The sequence below is a fragment of the Salipiger sp. D13 genome (genome assembly GCF_003703915.1).
In the GTDB taxonomy this organism is placed as follows: domain Bacteria; phylum Pseudomonadota; class Alphaproteobacteria; order Rhodobacterales; family Rhodobacteraceae; genus Salipiger; species Salipiger profundus.
The window spans coordinates 1-18,341 of record NZ_ML112605.1 but is presented as its reverse complement, the minus strand read 5'-3'; the positions used below and the strand labels follow the sequence as shown (position 1 = coordinate 18,341).

The 18,341-nt window shown below is 59.8% G+C and carries 15 protein-coding genes and 3 pseudogenes; 10 read left to right on the top strand and 8 right to left on the bottom strand.

Translation table 11 applies throughout. The annotated features are described in order from the left end of the window. Positions 1–99: 99 nt before the first annotated feature. From D6860_RS16430 to D6860_RS16415, 4 genes are all read right to left on the bottom strand, one after another. Complete coding sequence (locus D6860_RS16430; RefSeq protein ID WP_076625755.1) at positions 100–1,134, bottom strand: replication initiator protein A; 1,035 nt, start codon at positions 1,132–1,134, stop codon at positions 100–102. Positions 1,135–1,359: 225 nt separating this feature from the next. Beyond that, positions 1,360–1,911 (bottom strand): hypothetical protein, encoded by a 552-nt coding sequence (locus tag D6860_RS16425; protein ID WP_076625754.1) that lies wholly within the window; start codon positions 1,909–1,911, stop codon positions 1,360–1,362. A gap of 17 nt (positions 1,912–1,928) precedes the next feature. Next, positions 1,929–3,491, bottom strand: a complete 1,563-nt coding sequence (locus tag D6860_RS16420) for a type IV secretory system conjugative DNA transfer family protein (protein ID WP_254681416.1) — start codon at positions 3,489–3,491, stop codon at positions 1,929–1,931. Between the two features lie 107 nt (positions 3,492–3,598). After that, positions 3,599–3,877, bottom strand: coding sequence for a mobilization protein (locus D6860_RS16415; protein ID WP_076625752.1), 279 nt, complete (start codon positions 3,875–3,877; stop codon positions 3,599–3,601). Positions 3,878–4,656: 779 nt separating this feature from the next. Here D6860_RS16415 and mobQ point away from each other — a divergent pair. From mobQ to D6860_RS16375, 7 genes and pseudogenes are all read left to right on the top strand, one after another. Next, entirely contained in the window at positions 4,657–5,946 is a 1,290-nt protein-coding gene (mobQ, locus tag D6860_RS16405; protein WP_076625751.1) for a MobQ family relaxase, read from the top strand. Between the two features lie 35 nt (positions 5,947–5,981). Beyond that, entirely contained in the window at positions 5,982–6,272 is a 291-nt protein-coding gene (locus D6860_RS16400) for a hypothetical protein (RefSeq protein ID WP_076625750.1), read from the top strand. Positions 6,273–6,310: 38 nt separating this feature from the next. Then, positions 6,311–7,126: a DUF3800 domain-containing protein gene (locus tag D6860_RS16395; RefSeq protein WP_076625749.1), complete on the top strand. Its 816-nt coding sequence runs from the start codon at positions 6,311–6,313 to the stop codon at positions 7,124–7,126. Between the two features lie 404 nt (positions 7,127–7,530). Beyond that, positions 7,531–8,415, top strand: coding sequence for an ArdC family protein (locus tag D6860_RS16390; protein WP_076625748.1), 885 nt, complete (start codon positions 7,531–7,533; stop codon positions 8,413–8,415). Between the two features lie 327 nt (positions 8,416–8,742). Then, positions 8,743–10,623 carry an ATP-binding protein gene (locus D6860_RS16385; RefSeq protein WP_076625747.1) on the top strand — a complete coding sequence of 627 codons (1,881 nt, stop codon included), beginning with the start codon at positions 8,743–8,745 and terminating at the stop codon, positions 10,621–10,623. 213 nt (positions 10,624–10,836) lie between these two features. Beyond that, positions 10,837–12,474, top strand: a complete 1,638-nt coding sequence (locus D6860_RS16380; protein WP_076625746.1) for a DUF262 domain-containing protein — start codon at positions 10,837–10,839, stop codon at positions 12,472–12,474. Between the two features lie 416 nt (positions 12,475–12,890). Beyond that, a pseudogene (locus D6860_RS16375) lies at positions 12,891–13,185 on the top strand (TRAP transporter large permease subunit); the annotation flags it as partial. Between the two features lie 22 nt (positions 13,186–13,207). Here the strand turns inward: D6860_RS16375 and D6860_RS16370 are convergent. The 4 genes and pseudogenes from D6860_RS16370 to D6860_RS16355 all read right to left on the bottom strand — a co-directional run bounded on the left by D6860_RS16370 (position 13,208) and on the right by D6860_RS16355 (position 16,187). Continuing rightward, a complete protein-coding gene (locus D6860_RS16370; protein ID WP_128549267.1) occupies positions 13,208–13,954 on the bottom strand; it encodes a nucleotidyltransferase domain-containing protein in 747 nt (248 codons plus the stop codon). Then, positions 13,951–14,385, bottom strand: a complete 435-nt coding sequence (locus tag D6860_RS16365) for a hypothetical protein (RefSeq protein WP_128549266.1) — start codon at positions 14,383–14,385, stop codon at positions 13,951–13,953. The genes D6860_RS16370 and D6860_RS16365 overlap by 4 nt, the downstream gene beginning before the upstream one ends. Before the next feature lie 396 nt (positions 14,386–14,781). After that, positions 14,782–15,093 (bottom strand): annotated as a pseudogene (locus tag D6860_RS16360) (hypothetical protein); the annotation flags it as partial. Between the two features lie 95 nt (positions 15,094–15,188). Next, positions 15,189–16,187 (bottom strand): serine hydrolase domain-containing protein, encoded by a 999-nt coding sequence (locus D6860_RS16355; RefSeq protein WP_076625741.1) that lies wholly within the window; start codon positions 16,185–16,187, stop codon positions 15,189–15,191. Between the two features lie 381 nt (positions 16,188–16,568). Here D6860_RS16355 and D6860_RS16350 point away from each other — a divergent pair, with 381 nt between their 5' ends. From D6860_RS16350 to D6860_RS16340, 3 genes and pseudogenes are all read left to right on the top strand, one after another. Then, positions 16,569–17,168, top strand: a complete 600-nt coding sequence (locus D6860_RS16350) for a hypothetical protein (RefSeq protein ID WP_128549265.1) — start codon at positions 16,569–16,571, stop codon at positions 17,166–17,168. Positions 17,169–17,351: 183 nt separating this feature from the next. Continuing rightward, on the top strand, positions 17,352–17,840 hold the full coding sequence (locus D6860_RS16345; RefSeq protein ID WP_076625740.1) for a GNAT family N-acetyltransferase: 489 nt from the start codon (positions 17,352–17,354) through the stop codon (positions 17,838–17,840). Between the two features lie 184 nt (positions 17,841–18,024). Beyond that, positions 18,025–18,306, top strand: a pseudogene (locus D6860_RS16340) (recombinase family protein); the annotation flags it as partial. Positions 18,307–18,341: the final 35 nt, after the last annotated feature.

Here is an 18,341-nt window from a genome sequence, read left to right as displayed (position 1 = left end):
CCACTTTGTTGTTACCGGATTTATATCTCATACCGGAATTAAATCCAACACCAGAAATAAATCTGTTACCGGTTTGATTTCCGTTACCGGTTTTTAATCTCAAGGCCTGCCTCGCTTCTCAAACCACTTTCGGCAAAACCCAATGAAAGCGCGGTCAGCGTTTCGGGGTGGCTCAACACACCAGTCGCGCCACTCTCGTTCCAGAAAACGAACGTCCCAACCGGGCGCTGCATGGCGCGCTTCTTCGTAGGTGTCGGACTGCAGCGGGGGAATACTACCTTCAACAAGCTGGGCAGGAGACATCGTGCCGCGATTGGTGAACACTACCATGTCGGCTTCATCTTCAAAGGTGACGTGGTAATCCGGCAAATGGTCATGCTCTGCGAGTTGCCGGATCATCTGCCGAAAACGCTTCTGTGGGCTTTGTGACCCAGTCTTAAGCAGCAACTTAGCCAGCGTGATGCGCCAGGTTTTCTGCTGCCCGCAATGCTTCCGTGCGATCTCGTACACCCGTCTTTCAATGGGCTTGCGCAGGCGGAAGTAGTCCCGGTGGAGGGTCAGTACCTCTTCGTTTCGGATTGCGTTAAACACCCAATCTGACAGCTTCACTTCACACCATAGAAGACGCCCGTCCAGACCGTGCTTACGGCGGATCGAGGAAGCATCGATCAGGCCAAAACCATCGACTTGCTCTTCATCGCCAGTGACAATGTTCGTCCTGATCCGCGTCCCTTCGAGGCGATCAAGGGCATCAAGCAGGGACTGGTATTCCCGGCCACTTGTGCCCCGGTTGGTGAAGATCAGCAGCTCTCTGGAGTTGATCCGTACGCGGGGAGAGACGGCTTCTCCTTCCTTCAGCTTCGCCATGATCTGACTGATACAGTAGATCAGAATGTCCTTGTCGTAGATCGTCGCCAGGCCCTTCACGCTCGGCGTAATCTGTAGCCACTTGTCGCCATTCTCATAGCGCTTGATGGTCGTCTCCGGCTTCTTTGAGAGAGAATAGAACGGATGCTCCATGTGTTGCATCACGTCCTTCAGGACAGCGTCGGCCACATCACAGATGAACAGGTCATGCTGCGGATGACGATCAGGCAGGAGCGGGGCAAGGGCATTCGTGTTATCAGTTACCATGAGTCGACATTCGTGGTTTTAGTTACCGCAGTCAAGATTCGTGTTATCAGTTACCAAAAGCAGGATTTCAGTTACCAAAGTTCGTGTTATCAGTTACCAGTATTCAGATAAATCTCTTATTTTTCAGAAATCTAAGCCGGTTTTGAAGGCGCGTAACACAGATTCTAACACAAATATAACACCCGACTTCACAACTTGAGCTAACCACGATCAGCACTTCACCGGTCACAGTTGGTAGAACACACAAGCATCGACACCTGTGGTCGTCGTGGTCCAGGAGGCACCAAGGACAGCGCACATGGAAGCGTTGCTGGCTAAGAAACGAGGAAACGTCACCGTCAGCACAAGAGCCAGAACGACAGCACCCAGACCGAACCATGGAAGACGGCTCTTGAAGCGATCCAGCTTCTGTTCCCGTTCCCAAAGCTGGCGCATGGTGTCCGACCTGGCATCCTCAGCCTTCCTGAGAACCTCCTGGGTATGGTTGGACGCCCGCAGCAGATCACCAGCCATCTGGCCAACGCGATCCAAGGTATCACCGATCCTGCCGTCGATGGTCGCGCCGACAATCTCGCTGTAGTGTTCCGGGTCCGTCTGTTTGCGGGCCGCGAAAGCGGCAGAGCGGGCCTCCGTCGCCGTCTTGTTCACGCGGTCGAGCGCCCGTGTCTGATCATCCACCCGATCCGAGATGCTGGCGACCGCCGTGGCGAGTAGATCGAGCGTTTCGCGCAAATCATCGTCCGAGAGCAGGGCAGGGGAGGCAGGCGTGTCAGACATGGCGCATTGCTTTCGGGTTATGGGGCTTCGGGCGTGAACAGCCCGGCAAATTCAGGATCAGCGTAGTAGCGCAGCTTTTGGGCGATGGCGGTGGCCTGCCCCTGGACGCGCAGGAGCTGGCGGTCTGGCGGAAGCTGCATAATTTCATCGGGGGTCAGCAGATCGCGTCCCGTGAGGTTGTTCGAGAAGCTGGGGCCATCGCCGGGCTTGAAGCTGTCGGTCTGGAACCCGGCAGTTTCCTGGCCGATCATCTGGCTCAGCCATTTCGCGGTTTCGAAGTCATTCACCCCGAAGACCTGTTGCACCCCGGCATTGGCAATGAAGGTGCCAGCGCGCTCGCCATAGAGGTCCTTGAGCTGGCTCATGTCCTGCAGGATCGGCCAGAGCTGAAGCCCATATCCCGCCATCAGCCCCATGGCGCGCTCTACGGCCTCCAGACGGCCCAGGGCGGCGAATTCATCGAGGAGGAAGAGGGTGGGGGCCTTGAGGCGTTCAGAACGGCCCTCTGACGCGCCCTGAGGCCGCTCAGCGTCCCGTGCGATGTCCTGAAGGGCCTGGGAGACCAGAAGGCGCAGCCAGCGGCTGTAGGCGTCCATCCGGTTGGGCGGCAGGACCAGAAAGACGGAGGTGATCCGGTGCCGCAGGTCGGAGAAGGCAAAGTCCGACCGCGCGAGGCACTTTGCGATCCGGGGCGAATCCAAGAAGTGCGTGTGGCGCTGCGCGTTGGACAGGACCGAGGCGGCTTCCCGATCCGCTTTGCCGAGGAAACGGTTGGCGGCGCGGGCGATCAGCCCGCCTGCCTCGTCGCTGTCCTGCATCAGCTCCAAAAGCGCGCGCAGCTTTTCCGGGGGCAGGGTGAGATATTCCCGGACGGTGGCAAGGGACCGGCGGTCGCGGTCCTCGTGGCAGACGCAGAACATGATCAGACCGCCGAGAATGGCTTTAGCTTCCTCGTTCCAGTGCGCTTCCGTCACCTGTCCCGGCGGGTCCATCACCAGCGCCTCGGTCAGGGAGGCGGCATCCTCGCCCAGATCGAGGCCGTCCGGCGTCAGCCGGTCGAGCGGGTTGTAGGCGGCGGAGGGGTGGCCGCTGACCTCAAACGGATCGAGGACATGAACCGTACCGAACCGCCTCCGGGCCTCGCCCGCGATCCGAGCATTCTCGCCCTTTGGGTCGATCACCAGCACCGAGCGTTCCGCCGCCAGCAGGTTCGGGATCACGGTGCCGACGCCTTTCCCGGCCCGTGTCGGGGCGAGGGTGATCAGATGGGCCGGGCCGTCATAGCGTAGCAACCGCCCGGTGTGCGGATTGCGCCCGATCAGAAGCCCGGCATCTTCCTGCCCTTTGCCCCGTTCCAGCTTCTTCAGCTCCTTGCGGTTCGCAAACCGTGCCGAGCCGTGGCTGTCACCGGTCAGACCGAAATAGGCATCAGCTCCGGAGGCCATGCGCCAGTACTGAAACCCGAAGACAGCGCCTATGAGCATGAAGGGACCAAAGACCAGCCATTGCCAGCCGCTTTCACCGGGCGTCTGATCGAAGAAGGTGAAGATGAACGGCGTGGCCACCAGAGAGCCGAGCATCGCCCCGAACAGGACAGCGCCGATCATCCAGCCCAGAAGGATGGGTGTGAAGATCAACCGACCGAAGAAGCGGAACAGCCCCCCGAAGACGAGCATCACGCTCCGCATCAGGACGCGTCCTCATCGGTAGGGGCAGGGGAGGGGGCATCCCATTCCGCGAAGGCTTTGCGGTCCTGTTCACGGGACAGGTTACGGATCAGCCGGTCGAGCATGGCGGCAGCATTGGAATCCCGTTCCGCCAGGTCCATGAGCGCCCCGCCCAGGATCACCTTGCGCCGTGTATCCAGCTTGCGCTGTCTGGTGGCTTCCCGGTTCTTCAGGGCCTGCAGGCGGGCCTTGGCCTGGGCGTAGCGTTTCTCGGCGCGTTCAAGCTCAGTCTCGGCCAATTCGGGAATCCACTTCAAAGGGGGCAGGTGTAAAGGTTAGGCTTGCAACAACCATCGGTAGCGCTTACCCGTAGACCTGTAAAGGACAAGGGCGCACTTATGCAAACTCTCCACCTGCGGTTCCGAGATTTGCGTGCGATCTCCTTGAGGCGGGGCCTCAGCCGATGGCGAACTCCGTCCGACGCGATGCGCGCCGGAATGAAAGGCCCTCCCGGCCTCTCAAACTCACCAAGGCCAACTTTGGCAGTTGGATCGCGTCCCGCAACGTCGCGCCAGCGTCTCGCCCGATGCCCCACGGTGGGGGCCGGTCTGCCGTTGGTGTCTCCCTTGCGGGCGGTTCATGTCGTCGGACCTTGCGATGCCGACACGAACCGGGTTTGCCCCCGGCAAACCGCCAGTGATCTGTCCCCATATCCCGCCCCCCATGAGGCTGGGGATATGGGGACAGATCACTGGCAAGCCCGTGCCTCAGAGAGCCAGAGGCTCGCTTCAGCCGGGCTGTCTTTTCCACTCCAGCCCCAGCGGTGCGAACGCGCACTGCGATTTGGGGCGCGGGCCTCCGGGGAAAAGACGGTTGCGCAAAGCTGCGGCGGTCTTGGATCACTGATCTCCAAAACCACCGTCTTACGCCCAACAGGGAGGACGAAGCCCTTTCCCAAGGGAACCGGAAGAGGTTGGGCTTCATCCCCACTCTGCACCAACACCTCAGCTCTTGTCACGAGCCAAGAGCTGGGCGCTCTGCCACGGCGGCAACTATCGCCTTTGAGAGAGGAGGGCGGATGGCCAGCTACCACCTCTCTGTAAAGACGATCAAACGCAGCGCCGGGCGTTCCGCCACGGCGGCAGCAGCCTACCGTGTCGGGGAGCGCATCGAGTGCCAGCGCGAAGGCCGCGTCCACGACTACACCCGCAAGCAGGGCATCGAAGAGACCTTCATCCTGACCCCGAAGGACGCCCCGGACTGGGCTACGGATCGGTCCCGCCTCTGGAATGAGGTCGAGGCCAGCGAGACCCGCCGCAACTCCGTCACTGCCCGCGAGTGGGAGCTGGCCCTGCCGTCCGAGATCAGTGCTGAGGACCGGTCGCAGATCACCCGCGACTTCGCCCAGGAGCTGGTCAGCCGCTATGGCGTGGCTGTCGATGTGGCGATCCATGCGCCGCACCGGGAAGGCGATCAGCGCAATCACCACGCCCATGTGCTGACCTCCACCCGCAAGCTGGACGCGGATGGCTTCACGACCAAGACCCGCGTACTCGATTCCGCGAAAACCGGTGGCGTCGAGATCGAGCAGATGCGAGGCCTCTGGGCCGAGTTGCAGAACCGCGCTCTGGAGCGGGCAGGGGAGGTGGAACGCGTCGATCACCGGTCGCTTGAGGCGCAGCGCGAGGCGGCGCTGGAACGGGGTGACGAGCTGACGGCGGAGGAGCTGGACCGCGACCCCGAGCTGAAGCTGGGGCCAGCCGCCAATTCCATGGAACGCCGGGCCAAGGCGATGGCCGAGCGCCAGGGACGGGAATACAAACCCGTCACCGAGCGCGGTGCCGTGGTCCATGCCGCCCGCCAGGCACGCGCCGCGTTTCGCGAAATGCGCGCGCGGCTGGAATTGGCGCGCGAGACCTACGGCATCGAGCGCGAGGCCGGGCAGGGCCGCGTCTCTGCCGGTCTGGCAGCACTCAGGGCCGCAACCGCGAAAGATCGCGACCGCGACCGAAACCCGGATGACTTCCGGGAGCGGTTGGCGCGCGTCGTGGGCCGGTCAGAAGACCGTGACGACACGCCGAAACCGGAAGGCCGCAATTATGCGCGGGAGCGGCTGAAAGAGATCATGGAGAAAGACGCCGGGCGCGATGGTCAGGAAGCGGTTCACAAGCTGGATGGTCACGGCGAGCATAACATGAGCGACACGGGGCGCGAGGCGCGTAAGCTGTCCGTCAACGAGCGCCTGAAGGACGTGCTGAACAAGCCGCGCGAAAAGCTGGAGATCGAGGACGAACGCGCACAAGAGCGCGGTGACGACGAGAACGAAAACACGCGGGACATGGATCGTGGCGAAGGTCACAGCCTGTAACGCAACCCGCTGAAACGACAGAGGAGACTGATCGAATGTATGAAGTATTCAACGTGGGAAAGACGATCTTACTGGACGGAAAGCCGTTATCTCTTGTGACGCCCGCAGGTGTTGAAGGTTGGATCGAGAAGGGCATCCCGCACAGCTACCGCTACGACCAGGTGCGCGATCCGCTCGACGGCAAGATGAAATACCGCTGCATCTATGAGAAGGACGGGGCAGAGGTGCCGTTTGTCTTGGTCAACGATCCAGACGATAGCGACGGGCGCGTGATCCTGTTCGATGGAAAGCCGGATCAGCCACCAGTGTTCCATCAGTTACGGTAAAACTACGATTGCGGAGCAGGCGCTTCGGAGGAAACATTTTGCATCTTTTCTATTGCGACGAGACGAACCTTGAAGAACGGGCAGGTGACTTTCTGATTTACGGTGGACTGATTATTGACGGTTCGACCGCGAAAGAATTCTCTGCAGCAATTGATGAATTGCGAACGAGACACGGCGTTCCGCGTGACTACCGGCTTAAATTCAATCCTGGTCCAGAAGGGTTCACGCATGAACAGTTCATTGCGTTGAAGCAAGCGGTGCTTGAGACGGCAGCCCGTTTTGGAACCCGCCTAGTTGTCTATACGATCCTGCACGACATAGCCGTAGACCCAGATACAGCACGCCGTAACGGGATCAACACAGTCTGCTACCATTTTGATTGCATTCTGAACCGGCTTGGCGGGGCGGGATTGGTGCTGATCGACCGCTTCAATGATGAGGGAAATGCCATCGATGCCCATCTAAGAGACAAGTTCACCGTGGGCATCACCGGCCTGCCATACAGTCCTGAGATGCGTCTCACTAACATCACGGGCTTCCACTATTCCGCGATAGGGCAATCTCACTTCCCGAGTGTTGTTGACGTTGCTTTGGGGTCGCTACGTTTGGCAATCAACGCTCACACACGGGAGACAACAGGCTTGTTGGCAACTGCCAACACCTTGCTTGGTCTCTTGTCACCAATGTTTTGGCGGCAACATGATGGCGAGCCGGTCCCCGAGTTGGGTTTTCAGTTTAGTCCGAAGACGATCAAGGCCCCTAAATACAAAGCTAGGTATCAGGGCCTCAAAGATTTTTTGGCTGAGGCTGGAATTGTGACCTATCAGGAGATCACGGACCAGCGCACGTATTGATGTGATGCAACGACTGTGATCCCGGCAGTGTGCCGGTCTCGCTTTGAGCGATAGACAGGGCAGGGGATCGACGGGCTAACGCCCGCTCACCCCAACCCTGACAGTTTCCAATCCTGTTGATCCGCCTGCCATCCCGGCAGGTCCGAGAAAACCGGCAAGCGCCGCCTGCGGCGTCGGTTCCGGTCGAGAATTCCGGTTCCTCCCACGCGCAGGCGCGCGGTTCCCTCCCAAATTCACGCCCTCCACCCGGTTGTCACGGCCCCGCCGGGCCGCAGGACGGGCTTTGCCCTTACCTGCTCTGCCGTCCGGAATGCATGGGCATTCCAGACAACAGAGAAGGAAGGCCCGCCCATCGGCGGAAAGGGGAAGAGACCCGGCCCGCGTCACTTGAAGGGGGGTCACAAATGACCGCAGAGAAATTTGACGTCTACAACCATGTCACCAATCAGATCGTCGCGCAGATCGAGGCGGGAACGCCGCCCTGGCGCAAGCCGTGGACCGGTGGCGGGGCCGGGGTCAGCCTGCCGGAACGGTTCAACGGCGAGGCTTATCGGGGCATCAACATCCTGATGCTTTGGGCGACAGCGATGGCTAAGGATTACAGGTCAGCCCGCTGGATGACGTTCAATCAGGCCAAGCAGCTTGGGGGCCATGTCCGGAAGGGCGAGAAATCCGCCACCGTCGTGAAATATGGCACCGTCGAGCGCGAGGACGAGAACGGCGAGGAACGCCAGATCCCCTATGCCAAGGCCTACCGCGTGTTCAACGCTGATCAGATCGAGGGCTTGCCCGCCGAGTTCTACATCCTGCCCGATCCGCCCCGCGATCTTGGCACCGTGGCCGACCCCGCGCTGGAGGCGTTCTTTGCCGCGACCGGCGCGCAGATCGACGTGACCGAGGAGCCGCGCGCGTACTACAACATCAAAACTGACCGCATCCACATGCCACCGATTGGCACGTTCCATCGAGCGGCAGGATATTACGGCACCTTGGCGCACGAGCTGACCCACTGGACAGGGGCGACAAAGCGGCTGGACCGTTTGGGCCGGTTCAATGACCGCAAGGCCTACGCGTTCGAGGAGCTGGTTGCTGAAATCGGAAACTGCATGCTTTGCGCGCAGATCGGAGTGGAGCCTGAATTCGATCAGAGCGCGGCCTATGTCGAAGGATGGCTTGAGGCGATGAAGGAAGACAGCCGTGCGATTTTCCGCGCTGCGTCCGAGGCGCAGAAGGCCGTGGATTACATCATGGCCTGCACCGCCCAGGCTGACCGGATGGCCGCCGAGTAGCAGCCCGCGCCGCCGAACAATCGAGGCCCCCGTCAGCAGGCGGGGGCCTTTTTTGTTGTGGTGTGATCCTGGGCGGGGCGGTTTCAAGGTGACCTGTCGGTGGGCAACCTGAAGGCCACCCGCCGACAGGCCCGGCGCTTCGCGCGGACGGGCATGGAATGCCCGAGCCAGAAGCGGGGCACAGTCCACTAGAACCAAAGACTGTCTATCTGAGGAATTCTTAGGCGGGGATACATAGGTAGATGACGACAAGAGTGAACACGTTATTTTCATTGACCAACCGATCCGGCTGTCTCAGCTTAGAGGTGCATTTGGGAGGGGTAATTATTGCGACTTGTTGGCCTGACTGTTGAGAACTTCCGGTGCTACGTCGCACCTATTTCAGTCCGCTTTGATGATCTTACAGCATTGGTTGGACGCAACGACGTTGGCAAGTCGACCTTGATGGAAGCGCTCGCGATCTTCTTTGAGACGGCCAATCCGGACAAGGATGATGCAAGTAAGAACGGCGATCCAAAGCTTATGCGTATCAGTTGTGAGTTTGATCGGTTGCCTGAATCCATTGTCGTGGACGCCGAATTTCCCACCACGCTCGCTTCCGAGTATTTGTTGAGCGAAAACGGCACGCTCGTTGTCCGGAAGACCTACAATGGAGCGCTCGCCACCCCCAAGGTCTCCGCTATTGAGGCCATAGCGCGACACCCTACAGCCAAGGGCTACAACGACCTTCTAGCTCTTAAGAAGGCTGACCTCGCCAAGAGGGCCGAGGAGTTGCGAGTTGACCTTAAGGAAGTGGATAAGCGCGCAAACGCGCCGGTGAGATCAGCTATTTGGGCCTCAAGCGATGACCTGCAACTTGCTGAGGTCCCGGTCTCTCTCGAGGCGGAGGGAGGCAAGCAGGCATGGGCGGCACTACAGCAGTTTCTGCCGACATTCGCACTATTCAAGTCTGATCGGGCAAGCACCGACCAAGACGCAGAAGCCCAAGACCCCCTAAAGGCGGCTATTCGCGAAGCCATCAAGGCGGTGGAACCGAAATTGCAGGAGGTTAAGGACTACGTTGAAGCCGAGGTCAAAAAAATTGCGGCGGCGACCGTGGACAAGCTGCGGGAGATGGATGCGTCTGTCGCCGAGACACTCGACCCTGTTGTTATGACCAAAAAATGGGACTCGCTTTTTTCCACTAGCATCACTGGTGACGAGGGAATACCGCTAAATAAGCGCGGGAGTGGGGTAAAGCGATTAGTCCTACTCAACTTTTTCCGCGCACAGGCCGAAAAGAACGCTGCGGAACGGAACTCCACTTCCATCATCTACGCGATTGAAGAACCTGAAACGAGCCAACACCCAAGAAATCAACGTTTGCTGCTTAAAGCTCTTAGAGAGTTGGCAGCTGCAGACGGAAGACAAGTGATCATCTCCACACACACTCCAATGCTGGCACGGCACCTGCCTGAAGGTGACGTCCGCTTCATCCAACGTGATGATGCGGGGTTAAGAAGCGTCGATGAAGGTAGCCCGGCGATTTCGGCAGAGATTGCCAAGTCCCTTGGAGTGTTACCGGATCACAACGTCAAGGTGTTCGTCGGCGTAGAAGGCCCGCATGACATCTCGTTCCTAACGGGAATGGCGCGTATTCTTCGTGCAGCGGGAGAGGATATTCCTGACTTAGAACAGCTCGAGGTTGATGGAGAACTCATCTTTATCCCTCTCGGCGGAAGCAACTTGGCAGTCTGGAGTTCTCGGTTAAAGGCCCTCAATCGCCCTGAGCTTCACATATGTGATCGGGACAACCAACCACCGGCCAACCCCAAATATAACGACCACATGGCGGCGGTGAACAGCCGACCGGGATGTCTCGCTGTCGTAACGAACAAGCGTGAGCTTGAAAATTACTTGCATCATGAAGCAATCAACGAGTTTTACGCCGCGAATGGAGCGGCAGTAGCTTTTGGGGCGCCGTTCAACGACTTTGACGATGTGCCCCAACTGGTAGCGGAGGCTGTTCATTTGGCGAGCGGCGGAGCAGCATGGGCGGGTCTGGAAGAGGACAAGCGCAGGAAGAAGATGCGCAACGCGAAGTCGTCCCTAAACAATGGTGTAGTTGCCCGGATGACCGCCGACCGGTTGAACCAAACTGATCCTGGAAACGAGATTCGAACTTGGTTCGGTGAAGTGGCACGCATGATAGCGGAATTTGCTGCCTGAAGACTTTCCAGCAACGGGACTGCTATTGTCAAAAACGGTCCTTTCCGCCGGTGACACAAACGGTTGAGTTCTGTCTGCCAGGCTTGTCCCGGAGCGGTGCTCTCAAGTTTGTCGTGCAGGGGCGGTCATCTCGCGTTACAGATCATGTTCCCAACGTAGGTTCGCATAAGTAGCCTTCGTTTTCCCATCGTATCGAAGCTTAGAGGTATCTTCATGTCCGTATCCACGCTGCTTGATGGCATCGAGAAGGGGCGCATCGTGTTGCCCGCGATCCAAAGGGACTTCGTGTGGAACGCGGACAGGATCGAGAAGCTCTTCGACTCCTTGTTCCGTGGCTACCCTATTGGGGTCGTATTACTGTGGGACACGACGGAGGCGATCCAGTACCGGACCTTCGACGCCAAGCATCGCCGTGGAGCACGGGCGGACTACAGGGTTAACGACGGGGAGACCGTGCAGTTGGTTTTGGACGGGCAGCAACGCTTAACATCGCTCTATATCGCCCTACGCGGTTCTCTTGATGGGCGTAAACTTCACTTCGACGTCCTTAGCGGGCGCAGTTCGGACGATGCGAGTGAGGAAAAGTTCTCGTTCCGATTCATGACCTCAAATGAAGCAAAAGCGCGGAACGCGCAGGCGCGCGGGGACAACGACGACGAGGCAGTGCCTGCGCACTATGTCGCGCTAACGGATTTCTCTGGACAGTCTGCTCCTGGTAAAGCGCTGCGTAAAGAATTGGATCAGGCATTCAACCTTGGGGATGAAGACGAAGAGCGTTTGATTGAGAATCTTAGACTACCGCTCGCCATAATGACTGATCGGCGTGGCCTTCTGCAGGAGCAAGTTATTGATGAGGGTCTGACGAAGGACGATGCTTCGCGGAAAACCGTCTTCGATATTCTCGAAATCTTCATGCGGATCAACACGCAGGGTATAAACCTGACGCGGTCAGACCTAATCCTATCAATGCTGCGCCTTCACTGGCCAGACGCGACCGACGCGCTGCCGAAGTTCATCGAGGACGTAAACTCCAAGAGCAGCATCAAGATTGATTCGGATTTTGTGATCCGCTGCATCTTCTCTGTGGCGGGCCTTGGCACCCGCCTCGACATTGGGCTGCTACGCAAAGAGAAGAACGTTGAGAAGGTAAAAGCGGCATATGATAAGACGACGGCCGCAATTCGTTCAGCCATCGACTTCGCTCAGGACGAGTGCCGGTTGGGGTCAGTGAAGTTACTCAACGGTCTCAACAGTTTGGTGCCGGTAGTTCACTATCTCGCGGAAAAAAAGAAGCCCATCGTTGCAAACTCCGAGAGGGCGGACCTGCGCCGCGCAATCTATCTGATCGCGTTCTCTGGGGTGCTGACAAAGCATTCAGACAGTCGTCCCGGCGGTCTCATTCGCGAGGCGCTCGGAGGACTTCCCGCGCAGTTTCCTTACGATCGCGTAGCTCGTTATGTGAAAGCAAAAACCCGTATTGAGGGAGCGGACAACCAACTTTTCGGGAACCACGTCCCTCTGGCGCTGGCCTTGGTGCAGGGCAAAACAGATGGAAAAACTCTCTATGCGCGTAATGTCGCTGAGACGGATCACATCTTTCCACGCGCAAGGCACGGCGACGACCCGCTGATCGACGACATCGGGAATCTTTGGTTTCTGCCTCAGCATGTGAATCGGAGCAAAACGGACGCCAAGCCAAAGACCTACTTGGCCGATGTAGATGATGCGACGCTAGAGGCGGCGCTAATCGACCGCGAAGACTTGAAGAAACGCTTCCCAACATTCGTTAAGGCGCGACGAAGAAAGATGATCGCAGCGCTGCAAGAACGGACCGGAATATCGTCTTTATAGGTCGGGACACGCCGAGCATCTCTTGGATGTGCCATAAACCCCTAGCCGAAACCTGCACGCGGAAAACGGTCGTTTCCGCCGGTGACAGAAACGGCTGAGTTTTGGCACATCCTGCGGTGCGGAGAAGGTCTGGAACGAGCCCACTGTACCGGATGCTGCAAAGCGCATGAAAGTCGGCTTCGACGGGCCGTATTGCGGATGCGGCATCGTGTTCCGTATGGATTTAGACACGCCCATGGGAGCTTTCCGCAAGTTTGCACGGACGCTATTGCGACGGCTGACCTGTTCCACCTTGCGGTTCAGTTGGGGCGCACTTGTCGGAACGTCTGCTCCTGATCCGTGTCACCGACGTCCTGCCGTGACGCGATCTCTAAGTATTAGAGTGAGACCGAAGTCCACTGACCCTAATCCCGCCGGGACTCTTCCTCGACTGGGTCGGCATCGCCCTCCCGACCATTCCGATCGTCGTGCTCATCGTGAAATCCTTTGTCTAAGGTTCCGTGTGCTTCGGGTGCTCTTCGCCATGAACATGGATATGAGCTTCCGGTCATCCCCTTCGGCCCGGCGGCGTTCTACCTCAAGTCCGTCGCCCCGCCCGAGATCTCCCTCGCCGATATCTTAAAGGCGCTGGTCCCCTTCATCTGCATCAAGATACTTGCCCTCGCGCTCCTGATCGCGTTTCCGGAAATCGCTACGTGGTGGCAGGAGTAAGCCGGCGGCCGCCCCGCGCCTACTAGCGCATAAACACGGCCACCGGTGCATTGCGGACGATCTCGTCATCGGGCGGGGGTGGCAGCGTTTTGAGGAGCCGCCGCGCAACACCGGCGAGGGGCTCCATCTCTCCTGCCGCGACGGACGCTGCGATCCGGGCGTAGTCGGCGACGATATCGGGCTCCGCTTCGGCCAGAGCGCGCAGGCGGCTGCGGGTGCTGAAATAGTCCCGGGAGCGGGACTGAAGCTCGGCCTCCATCAGCATCGCCACCGCGCGCAGCGCCAATGCGGTGCCGCCGGGGCCGGGCCTGTCCAGGGCGGACTCGGCCATCTCCACCGCCTTGCGGAGATTGCGCTCCCACTGACGGGACATGGCGGCGTTCACTTCGGTGAACGCATCTACCGCGAGGCGCCGCAGGTCTTCCAGTTCCGGCAGCGCGCCTAGTACTACCTGACCATGCACGAGCCCTACAAGGCCAACCTGCCGACCTGCCTTGCGGCTCGCTCCCGGCAGATGCGGCAGCGCGTGACGCGGGATTGCGGTGATCTGAAAGGTGAGCCCGCCCCGGCGCACGCGCCGTTCAACCATCCGGTCTCCGCCCGCAAGAATCACGAGGAGGTCGATGTCGCTCCGCGCGCTGCGCTCGCCAGAGAGAGTCGAGCCGTAGAGCAGCGTTGCCGGCGCGCCGGGATAGAGTTCGGACACGGTGGACGCAATCGCGTCACCGATCTCCACCGGCAGGTGGTGCGGAAGCGGCACTTGCGTCAATAGAGCCCGTATTCGTCGGCCCACCAGCTCGGCGAATCGTCTGCCCAGAAGTAGTCGTAGCTGTCGTAATAGCCCCAATCGAGATAGGGGTCGTCGTACCCATTGGCGTCGTACCAGGCATCAGCATGCCCGGACGCCCACTCGAACTGGTCCACCCAGCCGTCGTACTGACCGTTCGCCGCGTTCTCCTGCGCGACCTGCACGGTCTGGTTCAGCACCGCGTTGGTGATCGGTTGGGACGGGTTCGGAATGTTCTCATACGCGTCGAGAAGCGCGGCGATCCGGGGATCGTACTGCATCTCGTTGAAGAGGTCCTCGATGGCATCCTGCTGCCACTGGGGGAGGGACGCCGGATCGGTCGCCCCGAACTCCTCGATGTCGCCCCAAGTCCAGCCGCCACCCGGCGTGCCGTCGAAATACAAGTCCAACATTGTCAGTGCTCCGATACGAACGATGACGTAGAGTCATCTATTAAGCCCTTCGGTCTGGATTGATCAATCACCTCGTGTGCAGATGCGCGACAGACCGCGTGGAAACTGCCTTAGCGTCTGCCCGCGACGCTTATCGCTTCCCGTGACCGGCCCGAAGACCGTGTTTCGTGTAACACCGCCAAGAACCGCGTTCTCCTAGCCAGACATCCATACAGCGCGCAGATCATAGCCGCGTCGGGGGGGAGGCGGTCTCGCCGGAGGGGAAGATCGTCCTGCGGGCGAGGCGGACCGGATCGACGCGCGCCTCGTGCTCTGCGGGCACACGCACCTGCCGCGCCGCATCGTTCTGCCGGATGGACGGGTGATACTGAACCCTGGCAGCGTTGGCTGCCCAGGCTACGTCGACGGAGCACCGGTGCGCCACGTCGTGCAGTCCGGCACGAGCGCGGCATGGTCGGTCGAGAAAGTGCCCGCATCGAAGGGGGCGATCCCCAGCCCGCGTCCGCCAGAGCGGGCGAAACGGCCCGTGCGAGTGTATTCGACCTTGACGTGGATGTCGTTCAGGAGATCGGTCACACTCTCGAAGAGCGTGAAGAGTTCCGCATGCGTCGTCACGGGATCGACGCGCGGGGCGTAGACCGCCCACACGGCGTCCCAATCGACGTGTTTCACCTCGAACAGAGCGTAGCGTTCGTCGAAGATGGTCCAGAAAGCGTCGAAGCCGGCCTACGGATCGAACGGTTCCTCCGCCCGCTCCGGCGTGCCGAGCGCGATGGCGACCGAGAGGGCCGCGGCGGCGGTCCTCATCCCATCTGCTCGATGAGGTCGCCGCCGTTGCGGCCGTTGCTGAGGAAGACGAAACCCTGCCCCGTGGCGGGGAGGAACCCCGCCAGAGCGCGGTAGGCGCCGTTGTTGCCGTCATGGGCGACGATGGTCTCGGGGCCCATCTGTACCACCGCCCACCCGAGGCCCCAGGAGGCCGGTCCAGACCAGAGGCCGGGTGGCACGGGTGACTGGGGGCGCAGCATGTCGGCCTGCATGGCGGCCGAGAGCCCCTCCTCGCGGCAGACATAGCCGAGGAAGGCGGCGTAATCGGATGCGGTCGTCACCAAGCCGCCCGCCGCGCCGCCGTAACTGAGCGCACGGCCCTCACCGGGATCGCGGGCCGAGACGTAGCCGCGCGAGGGCGCGGCGCCTTCGGGCAGCCCCGCGAACGAGGAGTGTGGCATCAAGATCCCCAGGCGTGCCTCGAACAGGGCCGCGAGGCTCTGGCCCGTCTCCCGCTCGACCAGCGTGCGCAGGAGTTCGAACCCCTCGCCGGAATAGGTGTAGGCCGTGCCGGGCGGCGTGTCGAAGGCGATGGGCGCGGTCGAGCGGAAGCTGCCGTCCGCTTCGGCCCAGTTCGGCAAGCCCGTCCGATGGGTCAGCACCATGCGCGGGGTGATCCGGGCATAGGCCTGCGCGTCGGTGATGCGCGGATAGGGCATGATCTCGGCAATGGGGCGGTCCAGATCGATGACGCCCTCATCCGCGAGTTGCAGCACGATATGCGCAAAGACCGGCTTTGAGAGCGAGGCGGCCTCGAACGCGGTGTCGCGCGTCACCGGATCGCCCGCGGCGACATCCGCAAGACCGGCCTCAACGGTCGCCATGGGCGCGCAATCCGCAAGCATGGCCACCGCGATGCCCGGCACATCGAAGGAGTCGAGCGCGGCGCGCAGGGTCGAGGCGTCGAGCGCCATGTCCTGCGCGGACACCGGCTCTGCGAGAACGACGAACATTGCGGCGAGGCGAAGGCGCATGGGCGGTCTCCGATAGCCGCACTAAACCTAGCGCAGCCGCCCGCAAGGGTCGACACGCGGGTCGATCCTGACCCACCCTGCGCGGAACGCAGCCCATAGGCGCGACCTCGCGACATGTAGCCTATGGTTATGGCCATGAGAAACGGACGCTCGTGAATAGCGCAGCGAACGTTCGCTCCGTCCCGCACACCGGACACAAACCCCCTGTCAGAAACGGCATGTCAAAAACGGTCCTTTCCGCCGGTGACACAAACGGTTGGGTTCTGGCACATCCTGCCGCTGCGGCGAAGGTCCGGAAGGAGCCCAGAGAGACCGATGCGATGCTGCGAATCTTTCGAACGTCTGCTAAGGAAGCCTCAAGAACCCTGGAAATGATCGCTCATGAATCTGCCTGACTTCATCACGCACTACCATTCTCAGACCGACCGCCCGTTCCAGAACTTGAGCGATTTAGAGCCGAATGAACTGAGCGAAGTCATCGAAGGGTTGAAACAGCGAAGGGCAGATAACCCCGGCTACAAGCGCATATTTGGCAAGCGATACATGGATTTTCGACGCAGGACCGAAACCAAGCTCCGCGGGCTTTTCGAAGCACGCGGAGGCGAGCCAGAAAGACAGTCCCCTCACTACTTCGTTCTAGGGGAATGCGCTTGGTTTTCTGGGCTATATCCAGACCCTGAAACCGTGACGCTCGATTGGCGATCATTGCCCAAGAAGGCTGTAAGTTTCACCTATCCTGACAGCTTCGTATCAATGCGGCTCGGCCCTGACTACGGCTTACCGCCCGACCCCCTCGAACCTTATCATGAACGCGTCTTTTTCATGGATGAACTCGCGGACGTCGTGGCGGAACACGGTTTGCCTGACGGCGATGTGGATGAGACGTATGACCGCTACCACAAACGAAAGTTCGAAAAATATATCGAGGTGCAAGTCTGGACCGACGATCCTGTGGCAAAATATCTCGCAAGCGGACGCTGACTGAAGCTAATCCAATGACAGCTCCGTCCGCCAAGCGGACAACCCCCCCTGACAGAACCTGTGGGCCAAAAACGGTCGTTTCCGCCGGTGACAAAAACGCCTGAGTTTTGGCACTTCCTGCTGTGCAGAGAAGGGCTCGAACGAGCCCACGCCGACCGTGAAGCGATGTGCTAGAGTGTAAAAATGATAGCCGCCAGAAAATACGATTTCCGCAAAGTGACGGTGGGCGATCTGCCCATGCTGTTAGAGTGGCAGGCCCAGTCACATGTCCGCGAATGGTGGGATTCAGACGAACCGTATGATGAGGAAGAAATAAGCGATCCTCGCGTGTCGCGTTGGATCGTCTTGGTTGATGGGCGTCCATTTGCCTTCATGCAGGATTACTCCGTCCACGGGTGGGAAGAGCATCACTTTGCACATCTTCCAAAGGGTGCGCGAGGGATCGATCAATACATCGGCGATCCCAAGATGATCGGAGTTGGGCATGGGACGGCGTTCATTAGCGCGAGAATGAACATTCTCTTTGACGGCGGTGCGCCGGTGATCGCGACCGACCCTCACCCGGACAATGAACGAGCGATTGCAGTTTACAGGAAGCTAGGATTTGAACCGTCGGGGCAGCCAAAAGAAACGCAATGGGGTCGCATACTGCCGATGCTGGCAACGCGCTAAACTAGAAGCCGCGAACAACAGTTTCGTCCCGCACTGCGGCCACAAACCCCATGCCAAAACTGTTGCGTCAAAAACGGTCGTTTTTGTCCAAACGCCCTGCCCTACCCAGGATCAACTGCTTAGCTGGGACAAAAACCCCCGGCAAAACCTTTGCAGTTTTGGCAGGTTTTTGTCACAGTGAACCATGATCATTGGATACGCCCGCGTCAGCACTGACGATCAGAGCCTAGATTCACAGACGGATGCGCTTTCGGCAGCGGGTGCCGAGAAGGTTTTCGCGGACAAGATAAGCGGATCGAGGCGCGCCCGTCCGGAACTGGACAGAATGCTGGAGCAGCTCCGCGGCGGCGACGTTGTCACTGTCACCAAGTATGACCGCCTGGCGCGTTCTCTGAAGGACCTCTTGGAGATCGTAGAGGCGATCCGGGAACGCGGTGCCGGGTTCCGGTCCCTGGCCGAAGATATTGGGGGCTGATGCCGGAGGGGGCAGGATCCTACGTT

Bases quoted from the DNA above. Each gene is read 5' to 3' on its own strand.
- D6860_RS16430 (WP_076625755.1), bottom strand. From the start codon at position 1,134: ATGGTAACTGATAACACGAATGCCCTTGCCCCGCTCCTGCCTGATCGT.
- D6860_RS16425 (WP_076625754.1), bottom strand. From the start codon at position 1,911: ATGTCTGACACGCCTGCCTCCCCTGCCCTGCTCTCGGACGATGATTTG.
- D6860_RS16420 (WP_254681416.1), bottom strand. From the start codon at position 3,491: ATGCTCGGCTCTCTGGTGGCCACGCCGTTCATCTTCACCTTCTTCGAT.
- mobQ (WP_076625751.1), top strand. From the start codon at position 4,657: ATGGCCAGCTACCACCTCTCTGTAAAGACGATCAAACGCAGCGCCGGG.
- D6860_RS16400 (WP_076625750.1), top strand. From the start codon at position 5,982: ATGTATGAAGTATTCAACGTGGGAAAGACGATCTTACTGGACGGAAAG.
- D6860_RS16390 (WP_076625748.1), top strand. From the start codon at position 7,531: ATGACCGCAGAGAAATTTGACGTCTACAACCATGTCACCAATCAGATC.
- D6860_RS16380 (WP_076625746.1), top strand. From the start codon at position 10,837: ATGTCCGTATCCACGCTGCTTGATGGCATCGAGAAGGGGCGCATCGTG.
- D6860_RS16365 (WP_128549266.1), bottom strand. From the start codon at position 14,385: ATGTTGGACTTGTATTTCGACGGCACGCCGGGTGGCGGCTGGACTTGG.
- D6860_RS16355 (WP_076625741.1), bottom strand. From the start codon at position 16,187: ATGCGCCTTCGCCTCGCCGCAATGTTCGTCGTTCTCGCAGAGCCGGTG.
- D6860_RS16350 (WP_128549265.1), top strand. From the start codon at position 16,569: ATGAATCTGCCTGACTTCATCACGCACTACCATTCTCAGACCGACCGC.
- D6860_RS16345 (WP_076625740.1), top strand. From the start codon at position 17,352: ATGATAGCCGCCAGAAAATACGATTTCCGCAAAGTGACGGTGGGCGAT.